This is a genomic window from Methylococcus sp. S1M (assembly GCF_051295855.1).
Classification (GTDB): domain Bacteria; phylum Pseudomonadota; class Gammaproteobacteria; order Methylococcales; family Methylococcaceae; genus Methylococcus; species Methylococcus capsulatus.
The window spans coordinates 114,784-141,575 of the sequence record NZ_JBPDXO010000004.1; the positions used below are offsets into that span (position 1 = coordinate 114,784).

Annotated in this window: 20 protein-coding genes and 2 pseudogenes; 15 read left to right on the top strand and 7 right to left on the bottom strand. The window is 60.1% G+C overall.

Translation table 11 applies throughout. The annotated features are described in order from the left end of the window. Positions 1-8: 8 nt before the first annotated feature. A complete protein-coding gene (locus ACSHWJ_RS08965) occupies positions 9-449 on the bottom strand; it encodes a hypothetical protein (protein ID WP_218798258.1) in 441 nt (146 codons plus the stop codon). A 171-nt stretch (positions 450-620) separates the two neighbouring features. Here ACSHWJ_RS08965 and polA point away from each other — a divergent pair, with 171 nt between their 5' ends. From polA to ACSHWJ_RS08995, 6 genes are all read left to right on the top strand, one after another. Beyond that, positions 621-3,341, top strand: a complete 2,721-nt coding sequence (polA, locus tag ACSHWJ_RS08970; protein ID WP_218798458.1) for a DNA polymerase I — start codon at positions 621-623, stop codon at positions 3,339-3,341. Continuing rightward, positions 3,328-3,708 (top strand): GIY-YIG nuclease family protein, encoded by a 381-nt coding sequence (locus ACSHWJ_RS08975; RefSeq protein WP_218798257.1) that lies wholly within the window; start codon positions 3,328-3,330, stop codon positions 3,706-3,708. Before polA ends, ACSHWJ_RS08975 begins: the two co-directional genes overlap by 14 nt. 37 nt (positions 3,709-3,745) lie before the next feature. Beyond that, the gene (locus ACSHWJ_RS08980) at positions 3,746-3,919 is read left to right on the top strand and encodes a CcdB family protein (RefSeq protein ID WP_218798256.1); all 174 of its coding nucleotides are present in this window, start codon (positions 3,746-3,748) and stop codon (positions 3,917-3,919) included. Between the two features lie 26 nt (positions 3,920-3,945). Then, positions 3,946-4,806 (top strand): radical SAM protein, encoded by an 861-nt coding sequence (locus tag ACSHWJ_RS08985; RefSeq protein WP_432539696.1) that lies wholly within the window; start codon positions 3,946-3,948, stop codon positions 4,804-4,806. Positions 4,807-4,854: 48 nt separating this feature from the next. Continuing rightward, complete coding sequence (locus ACSHWJ_RS08990; RefSeq protein WP_017366222.1) at positions 4,855-6,156, top strand: DUF3422 family protein; 1,302 nt, start codon at positions 4,855-4,857, stop codon at positions 6,154-6,156. Between the two features lie 65 nt (positions 6,157-6,221). Next, positions 6,222-6,554 (top strand): MliC family protein, encoded by a 333-nt coding sequence (locus tag ACSHWJ_RS08995; RefSeq protein WP_017366221.1) that lies wholly within the window; start codon positions 6,222-6,224, stop codon positions 6,552-6,554. 499 nt (positions 6,555-7,053) lie between these two features. Here the strand turns inward: ACSHWJ_RS08995 and ACSHWJ_RS09000 are convergent, their stop codons facing one another. The 3 genes from ACSHWJ_RS09000 to ACSHWJ_RS09010 are packed head-to-tail and all read right to left on the bottom strand — an operon-like array spanning position 7,054 to position 9,497. Next, the gene (locus ACSHWJ_RS09000) at positions 7,054-7,791 is read right to left on the bottom strand and encodes an SDR family oxidoreductase (protein ID WP_017366219.1); all 738 of its coding nucleotides are present in this window, start codon (positions 7,789-7,791) and stop codon (positions 7,054-7,056) included. Positions 7,792-7,793: 2 nt separating this feature from the next. Further along, positions 7,794-9,095, bottom strand: a complete 1,302-nt coding sequence (locus tag ACSHWJ_RS09005; RefSeq protein WP_017366218.1) for an FAD-binding oxidoreductase — start codon at positions 9,093-9,095, stop codon at positions 7,794-7,796. Beyond that, positions 9,096-9,497, bottom strand: a complete 402-nt coding sequence (locus ACSHWJ_RS09010; RefSeq protein WP_017366217.1) for a GtrA family protein — start codon at positions 9,495-9,497, stop codon at positions 9,096-9,098. A 278-nt stretch (positions 9,498-9,775) separates the two neighbouring features. Here ACSHWJ_RS09010 and ACSHWJ_RS09015 point away from each other — a divergent pair, with 278 nt between their 5' ends. Together ACSHWJ_RS09015 and ACSHWJ_RS09020 are read left to right on the top strand one after the other, a co-directional pair. After that, positions 9,776-10,666, top strand: a complete 891-nt coding sequence (locus ACSHWJ_RS09015; RefSeq protein WP_017366216.1) for a decaprenyl-phosphate phosphoribosyltransferase — start codon at positions 9,776-9,778, stop codon at positions 10,664-10,666. Positions 10,667-10,670: 4 nt separating this feature from the next. Beyond that, positions 10,671-10,847: a divergent PAP2 family protein gene (locus tag ACSHWJ_RS09020; protein WP_017366215.1), complete on the top strand. Its 177-nt coding sequence runs from the start codon at positions 10,671-10,673 to the stop codon at positions 10,845-10,847. 314 nt (positions 10,848-11,161) lie between these two features. Here ACSHWJ_RS09020 and ACSHWJ_RS09025 read toward each other — a convergent pair whose 3' ends face one another. The 3 genes from ACSHWJ_RS09025 to ACSHWJ_RS09035 all read right to left on the bottom strand — a co-directional run bounded on the left by ACSHWJ_RS09025 (position 11,162) and on the right by ACSHWJ_RS09035 (position 19,177). Further along, a complete protein-coding gene (locus ACSHWJ_RS09025) occupies positions 11,162-11,956 on the bottom strand; it encodes a class I SAM-dependent methyltransferase (protein WP_432539695.1) in 795 nt (264 codons plus the stop codon). Between the two features lie 171 nt (positions 11,957-12,127). Continuing rightward, the gene (locus ACSHWJ_RS09030) at positions 12,128-16,960 is read right to left on the bottom strand and encodes a glycoside hydrolase family 99-like domain-containing protein (RefSeq protein ID WP_432539694.1); all 4,833 of its coding nucleotides are present in this window, start codon (positions 16,958-16,960) and stop codon (positions 12,128-12,130) included. Positions 16,961-17,578: 618 nt separating this feature from the next. Further along, the gene (locus ACSHWJ_RS09035) at positions 17,579-19,177 is read right to left on the bottom strand and encodes a PIG-L family deacetylase (protein WP_432539693.1); all 1,599 of its coding nucleotides are present in this window, start codon (positions 19,175-19,177) and stop codon (positions 17,579-17,581) included. 628 nt (positions 19,178-19,805) lie between these two features. Between ACSHWJ_RS09035 and ACSHWJ_RS09040 the strand changes: the two genes are divergently transcribed. From ACSHWJ_RS09040 to ACSHWJ_RS09070, 7 genes and pseudogenes are all read left to right on the top strand, one after another. Further along, on the top strand, positions 19,806-21,185 hold the full coding sequence (locus tag ACSHWJ_RS09040; protein ID WP_256993018.1) for a hypothetical protein: 1,380 nt from the start codon (positions 19,806-19,808) through the stop codon (positions 21,183-21,185). 320 nt (positions 21,186-21,505) lie between these two features. Continuing rightward, positions 21,506-22,708: an FG-GAP repeat domain-containing protein gene (locus tag ACSHWJ_RS09045; RefSeq protein ID WP_432539692.1), complete on the top strand. Its 1,203-nt coding sequence runs from the start codon at positions 21,506-21,508 to the stop codon at positions 22,706-22,708. A gap of 18 nt (positions 22,709-22,726) precedes the next feature. After that, positions 22,727-23,665 (top strand): peptidylprolyl isomerase, encoded by a 939-nt coding sequence (locus ACSHWJ_RS09050; protein ID WP_036246109.1) that lies wholly within the window; start codon positions 22,727-22,729, stop codon positions 23,663-23,665. Positions 23,666-24,039: 374 nt separating this feature from the next. After that, complete coding sequence (locus ACSHWJ_RS09055; protein WP_154656666.1) at positions 24,040-24,480, top strand: hypothetical protein; 441 nt, start codon at positions 24,040-24,042, stop codon at positions 24,478-24,480. A 46-nt stretch (positions 24,481-24,526) separates the two neighbouring features. Then, a complete protein-coding gene (locus ACSHWJ_RS09060) occupies positions 24,527-25,354 on the top strand; it encodes an ABC transporter permease (protein ID WP_256996538.1) in 828 nt (275 codons plus the stop codon). After that, a pseudogene (locus ACSHWJ_RS09065) lies at positions 25,351-25,851 on the top strand (ABC transporter ATP-binding protein); the annotation flags it as partial. The gene ACSHWJ_RS09060 and the pseudogene ACSHWJ_RS09065, both read left to right, overlap by 4 nt. A gap of 279 nt (positions 25,852-26,130) precedes the next feature. Then, positions 26,131-26,598 (top strand): annotated as a pseudogene (locus ACSHWJ_RS09070) (Wzt carbohydrate-binding domain-containing protein); the annotation flags it as partial. Positions 26,599-26,792: the final 194 nt, after the last annotated feature.

Here is a 26,792-nt window from a genome sequence, read left to right on the forward strand (position 1 = left end):
CACGGGTTCTATTTGATCAGGGGAATGCGTTCGGCGATTTCGGCATTGACCGCCGCCTGGATCTTGGCTTCTATCTGGTAATAACGGGCCGCCTTCTTGGCCAGGATCGCCGTTGCAAATTTCGGGAAAAACGTTCTCAGCAAGCGGTAACGCTCTTCTTCGAGGCTGATGTGCTCCAGCACGATTCTTTTCGCATGTTCATCCGTCATCGAGTCGAAGTTGTTGCCCAGTTCGACGTAATAGGCCTCCCGCCGTGCCGTCAGCGCCGAGAGTTCTTTCCAGTATTGGTCGTATATGGGCCAAAACCGGGCGGCCTCCTCGGGTGTCAATGGCAGATTGGCTTCAATCAGGCGCCGCCGCGACCGGGCGTAGTCTTCGTCCTCGGCGGCATGAACGGGCGGAAGGATGCCGCATACGATCAGAGCGAGAATGATGCCGGTACGGGACATGGGTACTCCTGAAGATGGATGTCGGCGGATGCAGGCGGGGTCGGCAGGAGCGCCGATTGGCGTCGGCCCAGTTTAGCACCGGCCGATCGCGGATGAGGTGTCAAGGGGGTTCCGAGGCTTCGCCTCCCGCGTGAGATCGTATATCTTGAGCCCCTGCGAATTTCCTTGAGCATGCCTGTGTCCGACACCTCTCCGCTCCTCGTCCTCGTCGACGGATCCTCTTTTCTGTACCGCGCCTTCTTTGCCCTGCCGCCTCTGACCAACTCCCACGGCGAGCCGACCGGGGCCGTCTATGGCGTCATCAACATGTTGCGCAAATTGTTGCAGACCTACGACGGCGCCCACATCGCCGTGGTGTTCGATGCGCCGGGGCGGAATTTCCGCGACGAGCTCTTCGAGCATTACAAAGCGCACCGCCCGCCCATGCCCGACGATCTGAGGAGCCAGATCGAGCCGCTGCACCAGGTGGTGCGGGCGATGGGGCTGCCGATGCTGATCGAGCCGGGGGTGGAGGCGGACGATGTCATCGGCACCCTGGCGAGGCAGGCGGTGGAACGGGGCTTCCGGGTGGTGATTTCGACCGGCGACAAGGACATGGCGCAACTGGTGTGTGACCGGGTGACTCTGGAAAACACCATGTTCGACAGCCGGCTCGACGTCAACGGCGTGATCGTCAAGTTCGGCGTCCCGCCCGAGCGCATCGTCGACTATCTCGCCCTGGTCGGAGACACCTCGGACAACATCCCCGGCGTGCCAAAGGTTGGCCCCAAAACCGCCGCGAAATGGCTGGCCGAATACGGTTCGCTCGATGCACTGATCGCCCGCGCCGGAGAAATCGGCGGCAAGACCGGTGAGAACCTCCGCGCCAGTCTGGAGCTGATCCCGCTCTCGCGCGAACTGGCCACCATCCGTTGCGACCTCCCGCTGCCGCTGACGCCGGAATCCCTGGAGCGGCGGCCGCCGGACAAGGCCGCTTTGCGCGAGCTGTATACTCGGCTGGAATTCAAGACCTTGCTCCGGCAACTGGACGCCGAAGCGGACGACCCGAAGGCCGCTCCTCCCGTCGCCGCGGCGCCGGAAGTCCAAACACGCTACCAGGCGGTCATGGACCCGGCCGCATTCGACCGCTGGCTGGAGAAACTCGAAGCGGCCGAGCTCTTCGCCTTCGATACCGAGACCAGCAGTCTGGACTACATGCGCGCCGAGGTCATCGGCCTGTCCTTCGCGGTCGAGCCGGGCGCGGCGGCCTATGTGCCGCTGGCGCACGACTACCCCGGTGCACCGTCCCAGCTCGACCGGGCCATGGTGCTGGAGCGCCTGCGGCCGCTGTTGGAGGACCCGGGCAAGGCCAAACTGGGCCAACACCTCAAGTACGATGCCAATGTGTTGCTCAACCATGGCATCATGCTGCGCGGCATCCGCCACGACACCATGCTCGAGTCCTACGTGCTGAACAGCACGGCCACCCGGCATGACATGGACTCGCTGGCCGAGCGCTACCTGGACCGCAAGACCCTCCATTACGAGGATGTCGCTGGCAAGGGTGCGAAGCAGATCCCTTTTGCCCGGGTTTCGGTCGAGGACGCTTGCCGCTATGCCGCCGAGGATGCCGACGTCACGCTGTGCCTGCATCGGGCGCTGTGGCCCCGACTCGAGAGCATACCTTCACTGCGGGCTGTGTACGAGACCATCGAGATCCCGCTGGTGCCGGTGCTGTCCCGCATCGAACGTGCCGGCGTGCTGGTGGACGTGTACAAGCTGGCGGAACAGAGCCGCGAGCTGGAACGGCGCATGGCGGAGGTCGAGGCCGAGGCCCGGGCCGTGGCGGGTGAGACCTTCAATCTCGGCTCACCCAAGCAGATCCAGACCATCTTGTACGACAAGCTTGGGCTGCCGGTCATCAAAAAGACGCCGACCGGCCAGCCGTCCACCGACGAGTCCGTGCTTCAGGAACTGGCCGAGACTTTCGAGCTGCCGCGGCTGATCCTGGAATACCGCTCGCTGTCCAAGCTCAAGTCCACTTACACCGACAAGCTGCCGCACCAGGTGAATCCCGTCAGCGGCCGGGTCCACACATCCTATCACCAGGCGGTGGCGGCGACCGGGCGGCTGTCTTCGTCCGACCCCAATCTGCAGAACATCCCGGTGCGGACCGAGGAAGGCCGCCGCATCCGCCAGGCCTTCATCGCGCCACCCGGCCACAAGCTGCTGGCGGCGGACTACTCGCAGATCGAACTGCGGATCATGGCGCATTTGTCGGGCGACGCGAACCTGCTCGCCGCCTTCGCCGAGGACGCCGACGTCCACCGCGCCACCGCCGCCGAGGTGTTCGGTGTGGCGCTGGAAGAGGTGACGAGCAGCCAGCGCCGTTCCGCCAAGGCCATCAACTTCGGGTTGATCTATGGCATGTCCGCCTTCGGACTGGCCAAGCAGCTCGGTATCCAGCAGAAGCTGGCGCAGGGTTACATCGACCTCTACTTCGCCCGCTATCCCGGCGTGCGCGCTTACATGGACCGTACCCGCGAATCGGCGCGCGAGTTGGGGTATGTCGAAACCCTGTTCGGCCGCCGCCTGCACGTGCCGGACATCCAGTCCCGTAACGGCCAGCGCCGCCAGTACGCCGAGCGCACGGCGATCAACGCGCCCATGCAGGGAACGGCCGCCGACATCATCAAGCGCGCGATGATCGCCCTGGACGCCTGGATCGAATCCAGCGGGGCGCCGTTGCGGATGATCATGCAGGTGCATGACGAGCTGGTGTTCGAGGTGGCCGAGGATTTCGTGTCCGAAGCCACCGCCACCGTGCGTGAGCACATGAGCCGTGCCGCCGAACTCGCGGTGCCGCTGATGGTCGACATCGGCACCGGCGACAACTGGGATGAGGCTCACTGACACGCAAACGGCGACGGTCTACCAGCTCGACATCCTGCTGACAGCCGAGGCGCGGATCACCGTCGGCCGGCTGGGCGAATTCCTGTTTCCGGCCGGCCGCTACGTCTACACCGGCAGTGCCCGCCGCAAGCTGGATGCCCGCATACGTCGCCATCTGAGCCGGAACAAGAAACTGCGCTGGCATATCGATTACCTGCTGATGGTCGGAGAGGCCGAAGTGGTGGGCGTCCGTTTGTTCGAGGACGGTGAATGCGCGGTGAACCAAGCGACCGAAGGCATCGTCGTCGCGCCAGGTTTCGGCGCCAGTGATTGCCGCAGGGGCTGCGGCAGCCACCTGAAATTCTCCGGGCATTGGCACCAGTTTTGATGTTGGCCTATCATGCGCATCCGATGCCACCACGAGGATGTCCGGCGATCTGCCTTTTTTGCCCGATGTGCAAACCGAGGTGTCGAGCGGGCTGGGAATTCCCAATCTCGCCGGCGTCCCGGTGCGAATCCTGAAAGTGCCGGTGACCTCGTTATCCGCCTGCCGCCCGGGAATCACCCGGGCGGTGGAATTCCTGTTTCGAGGGTTCTGACCGGAACCCGCGTGGTATCTTCGAGCATGTCCGCATCCCATCGACTTTCCGTCTCCGACCACAGCCGCGACAGCGCCGGCCTGCGCTACGTCTATCCGGTCCTGTCCCGGCGCGCGGGCGGCCTGTCGCTCGGCATCAATCTCAACCCGAACAATGCCTGCAACTGGCGCTGCATCTACTGCCAGGTGCCCGACCTGCGCCGTGGCGGCGCTCCGGCCGTCGACGTCGTTCTGCTCTCTCGAGAGCTGGAGGGTTTGCTGGCCGATGTGCTCGAAGGGGATTTTTTCGAGCGTTACGGCGTACCGGACGACCAACGGCGGATTCGTGACATCGCCATTTCCGGCAACGGCGAGCCGACCGGTGCGGCCGAGTTCGAGCAGGTCATCGCAGCCATCGAGAAGGTGACGGAGCGATTCGGCCTGTCCGGACGGATCGGGTTGGTGCTGATCACCAATGGCAGCGGCATCGAGCGCTTGCCCGTCCAGCAGGGTCTGAGGCACTGGGCCGCCCTCGGCGGAGAAGTCTGGTTCAAGCTGGACAGCGCCACCGAGGCGGGCATCCGCCGGATCAACAACGTGCATCTCGAGCCCCAAACCGTCAGGCGCCGCATCGCGGCCTGCGCGAAGCTTTGCCCGACCTGGCTCCAGACCTGTCTGTTCGCATTGGACGGTGCGCCGTCTTCCGCTCCCGAACAGGAGGCCTATCTGGCCTTCCTGTCCGGTCTGGTTTGCGATGGAATCCCTGTGCGCGGCGTATTGCTGTACGGTCTGGCGCGGCCTTCCCTGCAGCCGGAGTCGTCCCGGCTGGAACGATTGCCGGCGGAGGCCCTGGAGGCGTTCGGCGCCGCGATCCGGGAACGCGGGCTGGCGGTCAGGATCACTCCCTGACGTCGGCTCGACGGCCGAATTCGAACAACAACCACGAGAATCGAGGTTATGCTACCGACCCACAGCCACGCGGACCGCAGGGAGCTGAACGACGAAGTCCATGCGCGCGCCTATGAGAACCTGTTCGCTCCGGAGCAGGTGTCGCAACTGATCATGCTGGTGACGCCCGAAGACCGCGCCAACGAGGCCGCGCACATCGCGAAGCTGTGCCGTGCCTGGCGGGTGTCCGCGCCGGAGGCGGGCGGGCAGATATACTTCGACAACGGCGAGGTGCGGGTGCAGATCGAGCGCCACCAGGAGTTCACCCGCTACCGGTTCAGCCGGCGGGTCGACGGCGTCGGGTCGTTCGAAAATTCGCTGTGCAATGCCTTGCCGAACGACTGGCTCGGCAAGCTGCCGGGGGCCTTGTTGGTCGCGGCCCACGTCGAACTCGTGCCGCACCAGGACGAAAGCCGGTTCCGCAGCGAGGAAGACTTGAGCCGGGTGTTCGAAGGCAACCGGGTGATCGGCGCGAAGATCGCCGGCGGTGCCGGCCGGGCCTACACCGATTTCCGCATCCATGCGGACGGCTACAGCCGCTTCCTGGTAGTGGACGAATCGCTTTCCCCGGGGCAGGCGGGCCGGACCGTGCAGCGCCTTCTGGAAATCGAGACTTATCGCATGCTCGCGCTCATGGCGTTCCCCGAGGCGCGCAAGCTGATTCCGCGCCTGCGGGCAGCGGACCACGAGCTGTTGCGCCTCACGGCCTGTCTGGCGAGGGATGGCGGCGAGACCGACGAAGTCATTCAGGCGGAGCTGTCCCAGCTGGCGGCCCACGTCGAGAATCTGCTGTCGGCGAGTTATTCCCGCTTCGATGCCTCCCGTGCCTACCACGCCATCGTCAACACCCGGCTCGAGCAGTTGCGCGAGCAGCGCATTCCCGGATTCCCGACCTTTACCGAATATCTGACCCGGCGGCTGGCGCCGGCCATGCAGACCATCGTGGCGGTGGCGCACGGACTGGAGCAGCTGTCCCGCCGGATCGCCAATGCCAATCAGTTGCTGACCACCCGCATCGACGTCAAGCTGGCCCAGCAGAACCAGTCCCTGCTGCAGTCCATGAACCGCCGCGCCAAGCTGCAGCTGCGCCTGCAGCAGACCGTGGAAGGGCTGTCGGCGGTCGCCATCACCTATTACGGCGTGTCGCTGGCCAACGAACTGTTCAAGGGCTTGAAAGCCGCCGGCCTGCATTTCGTCAACGTGGAATTCATGACCGGCCTCAGCGTGCCCTGGGTCGGCTACATGGTCTACCGCGGACTGTGCCGCTTCAGGGAGACGATCGAGCAGGACGAACTCTCGGAGCCAAAATGAGCTTCTTTAGAGGGGCCATATCACGGCCCTGTTGTTCGAAAGACGACGGAAGGAGGAAGCGCTCCGTGAATCCGGTCTCCGTTATTCGGCGGGCGCTTAGTGCGGCGATCGGCGTTCTGGCTTCCGGCTGCGTCGGCATGGGGCAGGACGGAATACAGTCGGATCGTTATGTTCTTTATTACTGCGACGGCGGCCGGAAACTCCGGGTCTGGTTTCAACGGGACCGCGCGACGGCGGTCGTGGACCTGGGCGATAGGTCGGTCTCGCTGCCCAGGCTTACCGCGTCCGAAAGCGGAGATTATTACTCGGACGGCGTCACCGGTTTGTCGGTCAAGGACGATGTCGCCGTGGTGGAGGAGAACGAGGTCGTGACCTACAGCGCCTGTATGTCGGGATGATGTGTTCGAGTGCGTTATTCGACCGCGCTGCCATGGCCCGGGACCTGGACCCGTCATGGCGCAATCCGAATAGGGTCAGGAACGCGGGCGGCCTGGCCATCGCCTGGCGCTACACGCCTGCGGCCCGGATCATCACCAGGGCCATCCCGAGGAGAAACGAGTCGCCACGGAGCGCGGGACGTACGAAACCGACTCTTCCAAATACCAAGCAATCCAGGATTGCCGTGATTCTGCAATGGGCGATACGATGCCCATCGTGTCGTGCGGTGATGAGCGGGATGATTTCCCGCCAGCCCATTGGAAGCGAAGTTACAAGAAAGGCGTCGTAGTCATCGCCATGAGGTATGTTGGGCGTATGGCGAGTTGCCGTTACAAAGAGGACGGTAGCGGGTATCAAGGGGATGAAACAGCCTATGCCATCGATGGACGTGACACTATCCGATTTGGGCGTGCCATGATTGCGTCGATGGTGTCTGGAATTCGGCCCTGCGGAGTTCTGTCAGAGCTTCAGCCGCTTGAAAACCGTCTCCGGTATTGATCTGATCATTAACATGATGAGTGCCCAGAACCCCGGCAGGTAGACCGAGTCCGCGCCTTTGCCGATGGCCTTTTCGATACCTGCTGCGATCCGCTCCGGCTGCGCCCACAGCATGCCCTTTTCGAAGGCCGCGGTCATCGGCGTATCGACAAAGCCGGGTTTGATGATGAGCACGCGCACGCCGCTCCCGAACAGCCGGTTGCGCAGCCCCTGGCAGAACACCGTGACCATGGCCTTGGCCGCCCCGTAGACGTAATTGCTTTGCCTGCCGCGATCGCCCGCGGGCGAACTGACGACGGCCAGGGTTCCGTTCCCTTGCTGCTCCATCCGGTTGGCGAGGTGGGTCAGCAGCGACAGCGTACCGATGGCGTTGACGTTGAGTTCCCGCAGCGCCTCATCGAAACTCTGCTCGCAAGCCCGCTGGTCGGGCAGGGTGCCGTGGGCGATCAAGGCCACGTCGATGCCGCCGAGGGTCTCGTACGCCTGGTCGAGCAGAGCGGGATGGCCGGCGAAGTTCTCCGCCTCGAAATTCGCGCAGTCCACCGACTCGGCGCCGCGGATGCGGAGGTCCTGAGCCAGCGCTTCCAGTCTGTCGAAGTCACGGCCCAGCAGGTAGAGCCGGTCGCCGCGCCCGGCGAAGCGTCGGGCGGTGGCTTGGGCGATGGCGGAAGTGGCGCCGATGATCAGTATCTTCTGCATGCTCAAAGTCCCAAACGTTCCGATTGCAACGAACGGAAGGTGGTGTCCGCTCCATATTTTCGGCGCAAATCCTGGAATTCCTTCCAGCGCGGATAACCGGCGCGGAAGGTTTCTGCACTCATGCGCACGTCTTTGGTCAGGTACAAACGCCCGCCGTGATCCAGCACGATGCGGTCCAGTTCTTCCAGAAACGGAAGCAGTCCCGGCTCCAGCCTGAAATCCAGCGCCAGGGTGTAGCCTTCCATGGGAAAGGACAGAGGGTTGCCGTTGGCTGGGCCGAAGGTCTTGAGCACGGCCAGGAACGAACCTCTCTTGGAAGCCGCGATCCGTTGCAGGACCTCCTCGATGCCGGCCGCTCCCGACGCCTTGGGGATGACGAACTGGTACTGGGTGAAGCCCGACTTGCCGTAAATCCGGTTCCAGTGGCCTATGCCATCCAGCGGATAGAAGAACGGGTCGAAATGCACGACACGTTCGCGTTGCCGCCCCCTGACCCTGTGGTAATAGAGTGCGTTGAAAGCGGTCACGCTGTACCGGTTCAGGGCGAAACCCGGCGTATCGACGGGAACCGAGAGCGGCGTCTTTGCGGTCCCGTGCAGGCGGCCGTCGTCGATGAAGTCGCCGGTCATGAGGAGCGACCGGCCCAGCCTCGGGCCGGTGGCGAGGCAATCGATCCAGGCGACCGAGTAGGGGGCGCCGGACTGCTCGGCGAAAAGGCTCAGGGCGTGATCCAGATCGTCGGCCTTGAAGGTGGTTTCCCGCAGATAAGCGCTGCGGATGGGCTTGAGCCGGAGCGTGGCTTCCAGGATGAAACCGGTCAAGCCCATGCCGCCGCAGGTGGCGCGGAACAGATCCGCATGCTGCGTCTTCGAGCAGTCGACCATCCCGCCATCGGCCAGCATGAGCGAAAAGCGCTCCACATGCCGGCTGAAACAGCCTTCGAGGTGATGGCTCTTGCCGTGCACGTCGCTCGCGATGGCGCCGCCGACGCTGATCAGCTTGGTGCCGGGCGTCGCGTGCAGAAACCAGCCGCGCGGCACGAACACGTCGAGGATGTCGGCCAGCAGCACGCCCGCTTCGCACCGCAGTACCCCGGTTTCTGCATCGAACGCCAGGAACCGGTCCAGCCGGCGGCTGCTCAACACCTGCGGCGCCAGGGCGCTGTCCCCGTAGCTGCGGCCGTTTCCGCGCGGGATGCCGCGGAATCGAGCCCGCGGAAACCGCGACCGAAGGTCCGGGATCGAGTACGGCGCGAACACTTCGGCGTCGACGGCGGGTTTCCGCCCCCATCCTGTCAGCCTCATTCAGACTCCCCGCTGCCGGAACACGAAACGCTTGTCCATGTGATATTTAATCAAATATCCCAGGGTGAGGCCGATGATTCCCCCCGCGTACCGCAGCGTCTTGGTCTGGAACAGATAGTCGAACCCGAACTCGAATCCCCAGAAAACCCCGGTCGTCACCAACCCCATCAGCGTATACAAGGCAAAGGTGCGGGTGTCGTGCCCCAGTCCCTTCACCTTGAAACGGAAGATGTATTTCTTGTCGAGCACGTACTTGACCACCAACCCCACCGCCGTGCCGACCAATACGGAGGCCGTCACGCTATGAATCCCCTGATAAAGCCGGATAGCGACATCCTGGCTGCCGATATTGGCTACGGTGGCGATAAGCGCAAAAAATGAATACCATAGCGCCGTCTTCATACCCTGTGCAAAATTCCAGATTCCAATTCATGCAACATATTCACGGCAATGTATGCGTTCGAAACCACAAAGCTTTTGACCCACTCTCCCTCTGGGACAAATCCGCCAGGAGCGGATTTTATGCGGCACATCCCCCATGCCGCACCCTTCGGGCGCTCCGCGTGCACAAATTCGCAGGGAGCAGGTTTGGACATGCGGAGCATGGCCCGGACGGCCCGGCATGACTGGGCCAGGGTGGGGGAAAGTTTTACAGGTTTCCGTCAAGGGGGAGGGCTTTGATGGCTCCCAATCCTGCCACGGCGCGCAACACGGGTAAATCCACTCTTGTCGGGCTGCTCATGCTGCTGCGGCTCCGCCAGTGGGTGAAGAATGCCTTCGTCCTGGCCCCCCTGATATTTTCCGGCGAGTTTCTCAACCTGCCTGCCATCGGCCAGTCGCTGCTCGCCGCCCTGTTGTTCAGCCTCGCGGCCTCGGCCACCTATGTGGTCAACGACCTCCACGACATCGAGCGTGACCGTCGCCATCCCACCAAATCCAGGACCCGTCCCCTCGCCGCGGGTATCGTCTCACCGTCTCAGGCCGGTCTGCTGCTCGCCGGTCTCTACGGTGCGCTGATCGGGGCATATTTCGTCATGCCCGGCGTGGTTCAGGTCATCGCGGCGTACTTGGTGCTGAATCTCCTGTACACGCTCGTGCTCAAGCATCAGCCGGTGATAGACATCTTCACGATTGCCATTGGTTTCGTCCTGCGCGTTTATGCCGGCGCCCAGGCCCTCGCGGTTCCGGTTTCCCCCTGGATGTTCGTCACCACCCTGTGTCTCGCCCTCTATCTCGCCGCCGCCAAACGCCGCCAGGAACTCGCCTTCAGTGGCACCGGTGGAAGCAGGGTGCTCGAGCGCTATAGCGTGGCGCTGGTGGACCGCTACGCCGAAATGGCGGCGACCGGCGCGCTCGTGTTCTACAGTTTGTTCGTGATATCGGCCAAGCCCGGAATGGTGGTCACCATACCCCTCGTGCTGTTCGGGCTATTCCGCTACTGGTACGTGATCGAAGCGCTGGACGGCGGCGAATCCCCCACCGACGCCCTCCTCGGCGATTGGCAACTCGCTCTGACTGTGCTGCTGTGGATCGGTACGTGTATCTGGGCCCTTTGGCCGATGACAGTGTGATCTTATGGATATCGCCTGCGCCATTACTCCTTTTCTGGCCTGGCTCACCGCCGGAACCTTGAAATTCATCGTCAACAGTTGCCGCGCCCGGCGTCTGGCATTCGGCCAGATCGGTTATGGCGGTCTGCCAAGCAATCACAGCGCCATAGTCAGCAGTACAGCCGCGCTCATAGCGTTTTGAGAGGGTATGAGCCATCCAGCTTTCAGGGGCCCGGTCACTATCGCTTTCGTCGGCGCGTGAGCCCAGGTTTGACTCTTGGAGTTCCTTCCGTACGGCGGTGTTCGTGCGGACACGGGGATGGAGACGGATCATCCTATGGATACCCTTTTCAAGGGGTGACCCAACACTTCCCGGAGAACGCTCCGGGCTTCGAACAGAGCATAATTCCTTTCAGAAACCTCGGGACATAACGCCTAGCGATGTTGGGCAAGTTTCCCCATGTTTCCTATAGAAATAACCATTCAAAAGTATTGGCGAGGTCGTTCAGATGTGAATCAATGGCGTGGCTTTTTTGTTACAAAGACCTCGATGTACTCTCCATCTATACCTAACGACCTGTCTCTGGTTACGTAGGTGGTGGTAATGCCGCCCGACCATTTGCCAATCAAGGCTTCGAAGTCATCTCCGTACTCCCAGGTTACGAGTGCCTTACCATCCCCTACGGGATTTCCGTGATAGACCGGATCATCGAGATACTCGATTTCTGAATCAACAATTCTCGCCCTCGGTCGGCTGCCGGGTAGATGTTTCTCCTTTGGAACGGTGAACACATGGGCTCCCCCAGGTTTCAATACCCGCATGATCTCCTTGGCCGCAAGATGCGGAGAGAAAATATGCTCGAATACGTCTTGGGTAATGAATAGATCAAAGCTGTCGTCCGGAAACGTGAGGGACTCGAGATTTTCATTGCGAATTCCATCAATCGTAGCGCCTTCTTCTTCGGACTCGAAATATTGGGAAAACGAATAGTGGCTGCAATGCCTGGCGATTAGGTCGTTGGATGGGGATGATTCATGAATCTGCAGGCTATCCCAGCCTCGAAAGTGTGTATCGAGGATATACTGGATATGGCGCTGTCTGGGAATGGAAAGGCAGTTTGTACATAGATATTGATCCCTGAGCCAGTTTCCCGTGATAACGAATGTCGTTTGTTGTCTGCAGCAGTGACAATATCCTATGTTCTTTTCGTCCAATAACTGCTGAAGACACAGGTTCTCCGAAGTGATCGATGACACTTCTTCGAGAAGACGGCATCTTTCTCGGGACAGATGGCCTATCGCTTCGCGCATCTGGTCCCGTTCGGAGATGAGCCTTCCAAACGGTGGAATCTTTGAAGCTATCTTCTGAAGAATGTGTTTGCGCATTATTGGAGTAAGGGTTCAAAAAAGAACTGTTTGGTCATTTCATGGTTGATGCTGGAAATGCCGGGTCAGATAAGTAAAAATGAATCGAAGCAAAATCTAATGGAAGTATCTGAAGAAGGTATCGAGATAGAAATCCGTGAGTCTCTCTATACAGAATCGCTCGCCAGCGATACGGGCGGCTCGCTTTGCAGAGCGCAACCTTGCATCATCATCAATCATGCCGGCCAGGGCCTGTACCATTTCGTTGATCAGAAGCTGTTCACTCTGATTTCTCGAGACCACCTGTCCAGGCATTTCACCGGTCGTCGTGGTCATGATGGATGGAATCTCGCCAATGTCCGTCGCAACGACCGGCAGACCACTTTGAAGGCATTCTAGAACGAAAAGAGGAAAGGATTCGCCAGAAAAGGTGCTGGGGAAAATCCCAAAGTCGCACTCGTCTATGACTGGGCAAGGATTGTCGAGCCGTCCGAGAAAATGCACGAAGTGTTTGTCGAGATTGGCTGCCCTGATCGCTTCAAAATCCCGGCCATCTCCGATCAGCAATAATCTGCAGTCACGGTTGGTTTGAGCCCGCAATCTTTGCGTAACCTCGATCGCTGTCTGCCATCCTTTTTCATGGAGCGCACGCGAAGCGAGAACCAGGAGTATGGAGTCGTTGCCTGCATTGAGGCTTTGTCGGATACGAAGTCCGAGTCCTGCATTCGCGGGGCGCAAGGTAAGCGCGTTAAAAGATTTCGTAAAGTGAATACCATTCAGGCCCCGTTCCGTCAGGGGGATGATGTTCTTCTCCGAGAGGTATAACCATTCATTGACATTGCGCCTGACGTACGCAATGAAATCCGCTGTCAAGAACTCTTTCTCGACCGATTCATAGCCGCCATGCAGCGAGGAAACATAGGGAATGTTGATTTGGGTGCCGGAGCAATACAGGAAATATTCCACCCCGAAGTTGTGGGAGTTGATCAGCTCGATACCATACTCATTCAGGAACCCTTGAAAATTATTCCTAACTTCATCCCAATAGACAACGGGTATGTCGTTGCGAAGACGGTGGCGAAGAACAGGAATGTCGTCATGGAAATTTTGCATCAAAGCCAGGAACGTTACATGGTGTCCCCGTGTTCTCAGCGCATTCGCAATCTCGATGGGTATGATCTCCCCTCCGCCAACCGTAAAGCCATAGCTGGCAATACAGATCCGCAGGTCCCTCGGTCCTTGTTCTTTGGTATCTATCAGTCTAGCGACGTCGGCGACAGAAATATCAGGTATTCGATGTTCTAGTACTCGTGCGAGCTCTTCCGCATGGAGCTGAATGGCATTTTCCTTGATTCCATATAGCTTGCGGATATCCTGAACGATCATGCGATGTTCTGAGAGATGCTTTTCGGAGAAAAATGCTTTCTGTGAAGTGCTCGTACGGTTGAGGCGAAAATAAGATCTGGCTTCATTACAGAAAGCGATCGAGCCGCCGCGCGCAATCAGTGCATAAAAGTACCAGTCACCAGCGAAAGTGTATGAAGTCAAGCGGCTTTTTTCGGCCTCGGTGAGAGTTGGTTTTCTGAACACCGCGCCGGAGACATTTGGAATGATATTCTTGACGGCAAAAGGTCCTGTAAAGGCCCGCCAAGCAGAAACGATGTGAGAATGGCTCCAATCGAGGTCTGTCAAACCGTCATAATAGTTGGAAAGGTCGCTGTTGGGGGTTCCGTCGGTGTTGATGTAGCTGATATTGCCGTAAGCAAGAAGAATTTCTTCGCGTTTGAAATGGGGAACCATGTTGGCGAGGAAATCAGGTGCGCACTCGTCATCGCTTTCGGCTATCCATACCAAATCGCCTGTGGCATGTTCTAAGCCCTTGATCCACTGTTTGAATACGTTACCGGAGTTGATGTCGTTCTCGATGATCGAATATCTTATGTTCGACTTTGAAAGGATGTCTCGGGCTATGGTGACGCTGTCGTCGGATGAGGCGTCATCGAGGAAAATTATTTCATCGGGTTTCTGGGTTTGATTGATTATCGAGAGCAGGCGGCGCTCGAGGAAATTGGCGTGGTTATAGTTTGGAACGATTACGGATAGCCTGGGTTTTCCATCCGAGGATGCATTCAGCGCCTTTTTTGTGGCTTCCAGGTATCCAAAACCATATTTGGTGTCCGGCTCCAGATAAGTGCCCTCGCCCCATTCGTTCCATGCATTGATAAAGACGAGCCTTTCGTTTTCAGTAAGATTGTGGTCGGCGAGTGTTGCCTTACAGGCTGTCAAAAGCCATTGCGCGTAGCTGGTCAGACTGAAATTTCTCAGGATCGTCGCCCGTTTCCCGCGCCTGGCGGAGTTGTCCCAGGCGAGTGTGACGCTTCGGAACAGCTTGTAGTCGACCTCAGGACTGTCGCAGAATTGAGTTGCGACGTTGCGATAATCAAACACACAGCCTTCGAAATCATCGGCTAGATTGGGTGTTTCGGAATGGAATGCTGCGCAAGGCGCAGCATGTTGGGGCGGAAACTGGACCGCGGCGTCGAAGTGGAAATCGCGCGGATCCTTTTGGCCGAAGGTCTGCGCGGAGACGAGGTAAATGCCGGGCCATCCGAGTTCGGTGGCATGCTTTCTCCACACTTCTTGGATGTGGGTGATGTCGGGTATGATGCTCGGTCGATAGACGAGGAGTAACGGTTTTCCGTCTATTTTTATATATCTGTCGTCGCAAAAATAGGTGTTTATGTAGCGCAAGAAAGCAATGGCGTCTTCTTCGCTGTGATGTTGCGCTATTAGAATGTCATCATCGAGCCCATCCCATCGGCGTGTCCAATTTTCATTGGCCCAGCAAAGGCAAAACGGCTGGTCGATTTGCGGGTTGGCAAGCATATTCAATAGCGGTTTTTCTAGCAGCGTTTTGCCGCCAAACCAATAGAAATAGAAGCAGAATCCATAAAGTCCGGCTTTCCTGGCGAGTTGTACTTGCTGGGCATACACCTCGATGTTTTCGAGGTTGTAGTAGCCGAGATGCAACGGCACGCGTGGCTGATGGTGCCCGTCAAACAGGGGTTTGCCTTTGCGGGTATTGGTCCATTCGGTGAAACCTTCTCCCCACCATTTATCGTTTTCCGGGATGGTGTGAAATTGGGGAAGATAGAAAGCTATCGCCTTGATCGGCGTATGCGCGACCGGTTCGGACGATAGGTCGACGTAATGTCTTTCCGGGACATCCAATGGCACATGTGCTTCGGCGGTGGTATCCGGGTGAGAGTTTTCTGGCTGATTTTCCAGGGGCCGGGGGGCTGTGATATCAGCCAGGTGAAGGCGGCGTTTCACCGATCCGGCGAGACGGGGCGGAATGATCATTTTTAGCCGGGGCGGCACGTGACGCCAAAGATGGGGGAAAGCGTGGTTTGTTGCCCTGGCGTACTGGCCGGTACACAGCCACCACATCAGCAGGAACGCTCGGCGGGTGTTTCGTAAGAGCCATCTCACAGCCACGGAGACGGCGCGTAGTGGCGCGGCTATACGCCAACTGGTCGAGCCGTAGACCGAAGCGAGCTGGGCCTCCGTTTGGGCGATGATTTGATGCAAGGAAGCCTTCTCTGTCTCCGCGTGAGCGACCTTTTCATCGAGGGCGGAGATCGTCGCGTTAGCCTCGTTCCTTTCTTTATGAAGTGCGGTGATTTCCGCCTCGTTCCGTGCGATGGTCTGCCTAAGCGTTCGGAGTTCGCTGTCGCGCTCGGAGATGAGTCGATTGAGCTCGGTTGTTCGGGCAATTTCTTTTCGATAATCCTCTAGCAGGTTTTGAGTCTGGACGAGCAGGGTCGCGGTTTTTTGCAGCTCGGCTTGGCTGGTATCGATCTTCCCCGAGGCGTTTTCGAATTCCATGCAGAGGTGAGCGACCTGGGAGCGCAGCCCGTCGAGGTCGCTGACACCCTCATTTAGTTTGGATGTGGCCGAAACCAGGGCGTCACGTTGGCAGGCGTCGAGATCGGCGAGACGTCCTTCGAGCGTGGCAAAGGATGGACCGATGGTCGCGAGCGTTTGCTCGAGTTGTGCCGTCAGTCGGGTTAAAGGGGATTCGGCCGGGACGGCATCGCGTTGAGCAAGTTCTGCCTCGATGGCCCGCAGGCGGTTGATGACGGACAGCAGATGCCTAGCTGCATCAGCGCTGAAAAGATGGCGGTTTTTTTCGATGAGCCTGTCGTAGCCGGTAATGTGTAAGAGGGGAGCCTGGCCGGTTTGGGAAAAATGGTTGTAAAAGTTTTGATGATCCTTGCTCCATTGGTTGTACTGTGCGGTCACACGAGGCAGGTGATAGAAAGGGTAGAGGCTGCCGACACGCAGCAGGAGGTCCCAATCTTCGTAAATATCGAACTGCGGATCGAACCCCCCAACTTGCAGTAAGACCTGTCGATCGAAAAGAAGGGTGTTTAGCGGAATGTAGTTGCCACAGAGCAGTTCGGCGAGGTTGAAGTCTCGCGAGCCAAATACCTGGCGATTGACGATATCGAATTCACCTGTTTCGACATTGTAAACCTGCCAGCAAAGCTCGGCGTCGGAATAACACACCCGGTGTTCTATGTGTTCCAGGCAAGAGGATAGAAGTTCGATATGGTCCGGCAGGAACCTGTCGTCGTCATCGAGAAAACACAGATAGCGTCCCGTGGCGGCTTGCAGTCCCGTATTGGCAGCGATGGAGCGGCCTTGGTTCTGTTCCAGTTGAATCAGTATGAGTTCTACGTCACCGGCCTGCTCCTTGAGAGCCTCCTCGGGCAAGGGCCATCCGCCGTCGTTGACGACGATCACTTCCAATGGGCGGTGAGTTTGTTCGCGTACGCTTCGTACGGCTTCTGCGAGACGTTTGGGGCGGTCCTTCGTTCGTATTACCACTGAAACCAGTGGATTGTCAGGGGTCAGGCGAACTGGTTCAACAGGAGTATTATTCATTCTGCTTCCGATGATCGGACGTAAACAAGTTTTCTATGAAAAAACAGCCTATTTTCCATGCTATAAAAGGCTCGTGGATGGCTGCTGGTTCACTGGTGCATTTTAGTGATCGGTTTGTGCCATATCGGTCTGGGGTCGCCGTGCCGATGACTCCGTTGAGTCAATGGTTCGGGTATGGAGCCAGACGACGATCGGTCGGCGGCAATCTGAATGGATACGGGTGTGGGTCATGTTTACGTTGTTTTCGATACAAGTTTTGGCGCCATGTCGTAGATGAGATCTTCCGGGCTGAGTGTGGCGGAATCATTGCAGTGAGAAATTTTTCGCACCGAGGGATGATAGGGTTGTACTGTATTCGCTCGGTCGCCCAGTTATCTATTGATTCGGAAGTGCCCTGGTCTGGCTGTTCTTTCCCCTATCCGGATTCTTTCGGCATGGAACGGTCCTGATGACAATAGACGGATTGGAATTGGCGATCAGTCCAGGTCGAGGTGGTTGCTTCGGCGCATCGCAGCGGGCGTGATCGTGGCTCCTCCCTTCCGCCAACGCCTTCTTGGATCCACATGAAAAAACGCGCACGAGCGGTGTGACGTGGTCAGTGATCGGATTGGCCGGAGCCTAAGTCCCTTTCCCGTCGTTGGTAATCATCGAATCCGACGAGAGTCGGGCCCAAATGCGATAGGCTGTACGGACCAAGGCATCGGTCAACCCGCGTGGCAGGGTTTCGTATATTCTACGTCCTGCCCGCTGAATCCGTCGGCGCAATGAATCCCGCTCGGTCGGATGGGGCGTCCGAGCCAGAGAGGCGCCAGGAGGCAACGGCGCCGGGCTGGTCCATGGCGGGAGTCTGACGATGGTATGACGGCCCGCCTCGCCACCCGGGAGTCCGTGACCGTGACGGCATGCGCCCGGATGAATGCTTGCCACGTGCTGCATCGCCTGGTCCCAGAAGTCGCCGTCTTCCGGAACATTCGCGTCGCCGTCGAAGCGGCACCGCAGTTCGGCCAGAGACCGATCAAACAGGACCGCGTGAAGTGGGAGGAAGGCTGGCTTCCCTGGTTTGCCAGTCCGGGGCGCCCCATCGACGACGCCTCCCGAAAAAACCGTCATTCGCCTGTCGGCATGGGAGCAGAAACCGGTTCCCTGCTTGCGCGCGGCTTCCGCTACCAGCGAAGCGACGTCGCCGGGCTGAAAAACGTCATCCTCCTCGAGGAAGACCAAATAATCGCCCCCGGCATGCCCGAGTCCGACATCGGCGGCCCGGCCGCGTGACAGGGAAACGTCCGAAGGAATGAAGCGGAGCGGGAAGCGGCCGCACCAGCGGGGCAGCGGTGTATGTCCTTCGCCTTTGGCATCGATCACGACGGCTTCGATGCGAGGGTAAGTCTGCAGCGCGACCGAGTCGAGGGCTTCTTTCAGTCGCGGCCCGTCCATGCTGGGTATGATGACCGAGACCAGGGGTGTCGTGGCCGTGTCGGCGGTTTCACCGCGCACCGCCAGGCGGTCCTTTTGTGTCATCATGCGGGGGATACGGTTTCTCAGTTCCTCCGCGGCGAGGACGAGATAACCCTCGGCCGCCCGGACGGTTCGAGGCAGCGTATAGGTGCGGAAGCGGTTGAGCGAGGCGATCTGCTCATCGTAGTCCTGCTGCGCCAACTGACTGGAGAAACAGGCGACGGCCGAGGCCTTGCGTTCCGCCAGATCGGTGATGTCGAGGAGGGCATTGGGCTGCAACGGCACGCCGACCTCGTACATCGCCAGCCGGAGCGGCCGGGTGCAGCGGCGTACCGCCTCCGTCGCCGCCAACGCCAGCACGCGGTGGTCGGGATGAACCTCCCACCAGGACGGCGCGTAGACGAGTTCCGCGGCATGGTCTTCCATTGCGGTGAGTACGCGTTGGATCAGCCGCTCCCCATATTCCAGACCCCGGTCGGGCAGGTTCCAGAACTCCGGCACCCCGTAGCCAAGGATGGCTGCGGCCCGGGTGCTCTCCCGTCGGCGTGTCTGCGCATAGTCACCGGATTCGGCGGGAGCGCCGTAGGCGCCGTCGGTGACGATGACGACGCGAACCGGATCGCCGTTCGAGACATGGCGCATGATGGCGCCCCCGCAGCCGAACACTTCGTCGTCCGGGTGGGGCGCGAACACGATCGCCGGGCCGGGTCCGATGGAAGCAAGCGCCGTGTAGGGGATGAAGTCTGGTTCGTAGGACTGCATGAACGAACTGGGTGATTGGGAGGGGCGGCGGGCGCGCGTCTGCGCCTTTCGTCCTTCGTCTGTGGTGTGGCACATTCCCGTGGCAACTTGCCCGAAATGCTAGCACCTTAGGGCGGAGCGTTGAAATCGGGGGGAAGCGAGACTGTGAACATGGTTGTATTTCATGGTGTTGCGTGCCGCGCTGGAAGGAGGTCCCTGGTGCTGACTCGGGCGGGTGGGGCATGGTTTCGAGTTCGAGGGGGCGGCGTGCCGAGCAGTGCGCCCTGCGGCGTTCCATGGGGCTTACGGATGCTCCTGCAGGTGTCTGGCTGCGTTCTGCAAGGGGTGAGGCTGCCGGGTGCGGAAGCGCCGTCTCGCTTATCTCGTTTTTACAACAAAACAGTCATAGTTTAGCGACAAAAAAGCTTGACACTGTGCGCCACGCGGCTTAGCTTATCCCTCGCATGGAGCTGCGGGAATGCGTGGGCCCCTGTCGTGTTTGGCAAATAGCGGCGAAACGTTCATAATTCCCGGAGGGCGTCCTGGACGTCTGGCTTGGCCCTGGTCTCAAGCAGTTTTAGGGCAAAGGATTGGGGTGCTCCATTTCCTGGGTTAACTGTCGACTTCAAAGGGAGATCTTCTAATGAGTATGAACTTCAAAAAGACCGCTATCGCAGCGGGCATGTTCACGGCTCTGGCCGCGACGAGCATGTCGGCTCATGCGGTGCGCGAAACCGAAGCCGGTGAAGCGAACCTCGTACCGTTCGTTCTGTGGTCGAGCAGCGTATTCGACAAGAATCCGACCATCTTCGGCATCAACACCGTGATCAAGCTCACCGTGCCGATGTCGGTCGGTAACGACGTGATCCCGAACTTCTATACCGCGATCCACACTTCGCCGACCAATGGCACCATCAACAAGCCGGGCAAGCAGAAGCCCGCGGATCCGGATCTGGTGCCCTCCAACACCGTTCACTGGTATTTCATGGACCAGACGAGCGTCCACCGCCTGAACGGCACCATCGACGTCACGCCGGAAGACGTGGCGGTGCTGGACTGGGGTGCGTTCGTTCGCAAGAACGGCAAGCAGGGTGAATTCGACGGCTTCCCCGGCTACATGGTGCTGGTGACCGAAGCCGGTGCCGGCGGTGACGACGCCGACTTCAGCTTCTTCGCGGAAGCCTGGATGTTCGCCGGCGTCCGCGCAGGCGCCAACCCGGATACCGGTGGTGTCATCGGCATCGTGGATGCCAAGATCCCGGTCATGCCGATGAGTGACGGTGCCGACAACGGCAGCAAGAAACCCACCGTCGAAAACAGCGTGATCGAGGCCGGTGTGAACCAGAGCGTCATCGCATCGCCGCTGGTCGCCGGCATCCGTACCAACTGGTCGGACGGCAACGGCAGCGACGTGACCGTGGTCGATCTGACCCTGGGCAACCGCAACGTGCCGATCGGCAACGCCAACCTGATCAATGCGCTGCAGGTTCCGACCTTGCTCGTCGTGTGGAACGACCGTAACGCAGGCGGTAAATGGAGCGGGCTGGGCGTCGACATCTACAACGACAAGGAAGAGAAGTGCTCGGACAGCATCGACCTTCCCTATCAGCTGAACCTGGTATGGGCGCAGACCGACGTGACTGCCGGCAAGAACGCGCAGATTCCGTTTGCCTGGCCGGTGCCGAAATTCATCTACGGAAAGAATCCGTACACCGGCAAGCCGTTCGGTCTGGACAAGATCTTCTGCGTACCGCCGTACCAGGCGACCCCCGTCACCGATCCGGATGGCGCCATCGCTCTGGAACAGCTGCTTCAGGGCGGTTTCATGAAGCTGTATCTGCCCGAGCTGATCGATACCGGCATCGGCGCGCCGGAATCGGCGGCAGTGGCCTGGTCGGTTCCTCTGCAGTACTTCGTGACTCTGGAGACCGATCCTGCGACCGGCGACTGGGTCCCGACGGACATCAGCCTGATTCCGTTCGAGACCGCGCTGGGCCACGATCGCGGCCTCTTCAGCCAGGCTCCGTGATCTGACACGGTGTTGGGGCCGGCCGGTGGAGCCGGCCTCAGCGGCCGAGAAAGCATACGGCGTGCGGCCTGCCGCACGCCGTTCTTTATTCTTCCCGGAAGAATGTCATCCGCCCGTGTCCGGGCTTTCCAGTTCGATTGAATCCATCGGTCGATCTTCGCTGCCAGTTGCTCGGAATTTGGTTTCTCGAGTTCCTCGCAATGGGATCCGTCGCAGCCCTTCGGGCAGGCCGGGCTTCGTGCCGAAGGTTTCTCGATGGTCGACACTGCGCGCCAGTGACGGTTGTTTCTCATTCACGAACCTAGGGTATTGTGGTTGCTATGTCCCGTATCATCTTGGCCTTGGTGGTCGCTCTGAGCGTATTCTTGTCGGGTGGCTGCGCCTCGAGAAAGGCTGCGTCGGTCGGCAGCGAGGATACGAGTTCGTTTCACCAGTCGCTGCCGTTCGCGGATTCGCCTTTCGACATTCTGGTTGACGACGTGGATGGCGATGGACGTTCCGACATCGCGCTCGTCTCCCATGGCGACAATTACGTCCAGATCTTTCTGCAACGGGAGGGGCGGGTGTTCCAGGCCGGCGAGCGCCAGTCATTGGTCGGATTTCATCCCGGCGACCTCCTGCGCCTATCCGGTGCCCGTCCGCGTTACCTGGTCGCGGCGGAAGGACAGAACAAGGTCCTCGTCCTGGAGCCGGGCCCCGGTGGCAGTCTCCGTCAGACCGGAGAGCTGAAGGTGCCCGTACCCCGTCACGTCGCATCGTTCCGCTGGCCGGGGTGGGGGGACGGCGTGGCACTCACCCCCTTCGGGCAGGATTTCCTGGTATTGTTGAAAAACTTTAATGCCGCCCGGATACAGGAGGCCGAGCAGGTCCAGGTCGCGCTCAGCGAAAAGCAGCACTCGATACGTCGGGCGGAGTGGGTGCGTCCAGTGGACGTCGATGGCGATGGTGTCGACGAGTTGCTGTTCGCCAGCAACACGACGCAGGAAGTATTGATGCTGAAATATCCCGGCCCCGAAGGGGCGATCAAGCCGAAGCTGGTCGCGAAATTCCGTTCGGGCGCGCCTTGGGACGTCCTGTCGGCGGATCTCAACGGCGACGGAGCGATCGACCTCTTGGTGCCCAACCAATCGAAGCCTTTCGTGATTCACGCGCTGCTGAACGACGGTCACGGGAACTTTCAGGAGACGGCGGCGTTGCCGTTTCCGACCGATATGGGGCTGAGACGGTTCGCCTGGAGCAAGGACAAGGACGGGTTCGGTTATCTGTTCGGTGTCGGGTACGGCGCCGTCACGCTTTATCGTTTTCCCGACCGCTGGGATGGAAAGGCGCCCGTGCCGATGCGCAGCGTGCCCGTCGGTTCCAGTGAAGGGAGCCAGGATATCCTCCTCGAGGATTTGGACGGCGACGGCTGGCTGGACGGCGTCGTCGGGCGGGGCAAGGGTCCCCCGGGCGCGTGGATCGTCTACGGACCCTTGTGGGAGCATTTCGAAGAACTTTCCGCCGCGCGGTTTGTGTTGAACTGAGTCGAAGGAGCAAACAAGGTGAAAATTGCATTGGGTGTATTGGTGGCCGGGTTGGGGCTGGGTGCGGCGTCGTACGCCGGCGCAGCCGCAAAACCGGCGCCGGCGGCGAAGGAGGACAAGGCCGCCGCGGAACAGGGCGCTCCCGTCAAACCCCAGCGGGTCGTGATGTTCAAGACCAATGGGGTGGAGGTGACCGTTCAGGACTATGTGAACTTCCTTCAGCGGAACCAGGCCTACGTCCAGAAGTCGATGACGGACGAAGGCAAGGCGGAAGTGATCCGCGAGATCATCGGCAATCAGCTGCTCAAGGATGACATCATCAAGAAAGGGCTGGCGAAGAAGGACGCCACGGCCGCCGAGCTGGGGGAGGCGTTCCAGAAGCTCGCCAAGGAGCATTTCCCGCTGCCGCCGGTGCCGGAAGAAGACGCGGTTTACAAATATTATCTCGATCACCAGAACGACTACGGGATTCCGGAGATGGTACGGATCAGCCAGATCCAGTTCCGGGTTCCGGACAATGCGACCGCCGAGCAGAAGGCCGCCGCACGCCAGCGGGCCGAGGCCGCCTTGCGGAGGCTGGAGGCGGGCGAGCCTTTCCCGAAGGTGGCGGGAGAGCTGACTGAAAATCCTTCGGCCAAACCGCCGCAGGGCGATATCGGTTTTCTGCCGCGCGAGGGTGATCCCTGGCTGACCGAGGCCGTGCGTAATTTGAAGGTTGGCGAACACACCAAAGTGATCGAGTCGCCGGCCGGTTACGAAATCCTGATGCTGACGGATGTGCGTAAGGCTCTGATCACGCCGTATGTCAATGTCCGGGACAAGGTGATTCAACGCATGCGGGGCGCCGAGCAGGCCAGGTTGCGGGATGCCTACATTAGGGATCTTGCCAAGCACGCCAAGATCGAAATCGTTCAAGAGGAGCTGAAGCCTTTGTTCCCGAAGGGTGTGTTCCCCTGATCGGGTCCGGAAAACGGGCCCATTTCTGGGGTTGGAGGACGGAGCCGGTGGCCGGCGGGCTCTTGTTCCGCATGTTCGGTTCGCTCCCGGCGGTTGCGCATGCTCGGTGCCTGCAGGGTGTGGCTCGGGGGAGATGTCGTGTGGAGCGCGGTTGCTCGCCAATCGTGCGTCACTCTAACCGTCTCTCGCGCTTGCGGGAGACGCGCAGGCGGGCGCTTTTCGCCGGTTCGTGTCGAATCGGCGGCAAAGCGGGTTCGCGTATTCGTCCGGGAGCGGTCGCGCAGGATGGCCCGGTATGAACCGGCCGGCGTGCGGCGGTCCGTATGGGGCATTACTTTCCCGGTAGTCGGTAATCTTCGTTGAGAGGCATGGTGATGGTGCGTAGATGGGTCGTATGGACGGCTGGTGTATGGCTGGCGGTCGTGACGTCGGTGGGTGTCGCAGCCGGGGCGGAAGGAGAGGCTGCGCTTCGCGAAAGGGTGAAAGCGTATTGGGATGCGCGTAAGATCAATGACTTGCAGACACTGTATTCGATGGAGACGGCAACCGTGGAAGGGAGGCTGAGACCCGACCAGATGTCGCGGACCCAGTTTTCGACGCTACGAATCGTCGGTTACAGCATCACGGATGTGAGGATCACCGGAGACAAGGCGGAAATCAAGCTGGATACGGAAGTGATGCATCCGGCCATGCAGGGCAAAGCGCTGGTGGGGCCTTCGATCGTCGATTATTGGACATATGTGGACGGCAATTGGTATCACGGCGAACGGTCCAAATCCGCCAAGGGTGGGGCTTCGCCGTCCCCCCGTCCTTGAGGTGGTTCCAGGTCACGGCTTTCGGCTTGAGGTCCTTGCGGACACCATGTCGGGCATAGCGCCGATTCAGAGGTTTTCCCGCTTCGGGGCCATGACCTGGGCGGGTCTGCTCGGCCCTTTTCGCGTGCTTGCACGGGAGCGGCAGTTATTGGGTCTGCTGGTGCGGCGGGACATCATTGGCCGTACCCGGGGGACGGTATTGGGCTGGGTATGGATGCTCGCCCAGCCGGCGTTGCAGGTCGTGGCGTTTTGGTTTCTGCTGGATTTCGTCCTCCGGCTCAGGGTGCCGGGTAAAGTCGCGTTCATCGACTATTTTCTTACCGCCATGTTGCCCTGGCTGTTCATCAGCGACACGTTGAATCGCTGTCTGTCCGTTCTCACGGAATTCAGCAGCCTTTACAAGCGCACGGTTTTTCCGCTGAAGGTGCTTCCGTTGCTGCCCGGATTGTCGGGTTGTCTGGTCTACACCCCGATCTACGCGGCAACGATGGGACTGCTGGCAGGGCCTGGTGCGGCGGTCCAGGCCGTTTTGCTGATGACGGGACTGCTCGTCTTGCTGATGCCAGCCTGCTATCTTCTCGCCGTGCTCGGCTGTTTCGTGAAGGACTTGCGCCAAGCATTCCCCTTTACGCTCAATATGTTGCTGTATCTGACACCCATCCTGTATCTTCCGGAAATGCTGCCGCAGGAATTCCGGGAACTGCTGGTGGTCAATCCGCTGGCGGACGTGATGGCGGTGTTCGAGTCCTGGATACACGGTCTGCCGGTGACCGCCGGAAACTTCATCCGGCCCTTGCTGCTTTGGCTGCTGTCGCTCGGGCCTGCCTGGGTGTTGTTCCATCGCGGCGAGCCCCACATACGCGAGGCGGTATGACGGCCATTCTCCTCCACAACGTGGCCAAGAGCTATCGCTCCTACGACCATCCGTGGGAGACGTTGTGGGAGGTTTTCACGAAGACTCGATGCCATCGCGAATGGACGGCGCTGCATCCCCTGAGTCTGGAGATCGCCCATGGCGAAGTCGTCGGTATCGTAGGGACGAACGGTGCCGGCAAGAGTACTCTGCTCAAACTGATCGCCGGGACCTTGACGCCGTCCGCGGGAGATATCCGCGTGAACGGGCATGTGGCGGCGCTGCTGGAACTGGGGGCGGGATTCCACCCGGACATGACCGGCCGCGAGAACGTCTATCTGGGCGCCTCCGTCATGGGGTTGTCCAGTGAACGGGTCGATCGACTGTACGACGGGATCGTCGAGTTTGCCGGACTGGGCGAATTCATGGATCAGCCCGTGAAGACTTACTCTTCCGGCATGTATATGCGTCTGGCGTTCGCGGTGGCAACGGCCGCCGATCCGGACGTTCTGATTCTCGATGAGGCGCTTTCGGTGGGTGACGGGGCGTTTGCGCGGAAGTCGTTCGAACGGATCATCGGCTACAAGGATGCCGGCAAGACGATCCTGTTCTGCTCCCATTCCCTGTATCAGGTGGAGGCCATCTGCAGCCGGGTGTTGTGGCTGGATCATGGCCGGCTCGTCATGGACGGAGAACCTGCGCGGGTGGTCAGTGCTTACGCCGAGTTTCTGGGCGGGGGGGGCGAGGGATGCGGAACGCCGGATCAGCCGGCGCCGGCTGCGGTGGCGGGAAGTGGTGTGGGTCGGCTCACCAAAGTCGAAGTGGAGGCGGATGGCGTCGAGGGCCGGAAACTCACGGTGCGGAGTGGCCAGACGGATTTGACGGTTGCTGTCGGGTTCGCGTCGGACCCGGCCCTGCCACCCCCCAGCGTTGGGTTGACCATCACGGGATCCAACGGCTGGGCCGTGACCAGTGCTTCGACGTCCAATGATGGTCTGACGATCAGTCGTCGCCCGGATGGGAGCGGAGAGGTCGAGCTCTCGTTTCCCCGTTTTCCCCTGCTGAAAGGTGCCTATTGGGTGAACGTTTTCCTGCTGTGCGAACAGGGCATCCACCTTTACGATCGCATCGAACACGCCGCGGAATTGGAGGTGGTGCAGGACGGCTTGGAACAGGGGGTGGTCAGCCTTCCCCGGCGATGGTCGGTGAATGGCGCTCCCGCCTCCGCAGTCTCGCCGACGGTACCGACCGTCGCTGCCCGGTAGTACCCAGACTCCGCGCGTTCCCGGTTGGGTTCACCAGCGGCCATGTGTATGTTCCGGGAAGAGTCTTCGTCCCAGGCCGGTTCCGTTTGGTGGGTCGGGCAGGCGCCGCGGCGGCAACGTGCGCGTAGGGCTGGCGTCCGGCATTTCTCTCCCGCGGAATTTTTTGAATGTGCGCCCACCTCATCGGAACCGGA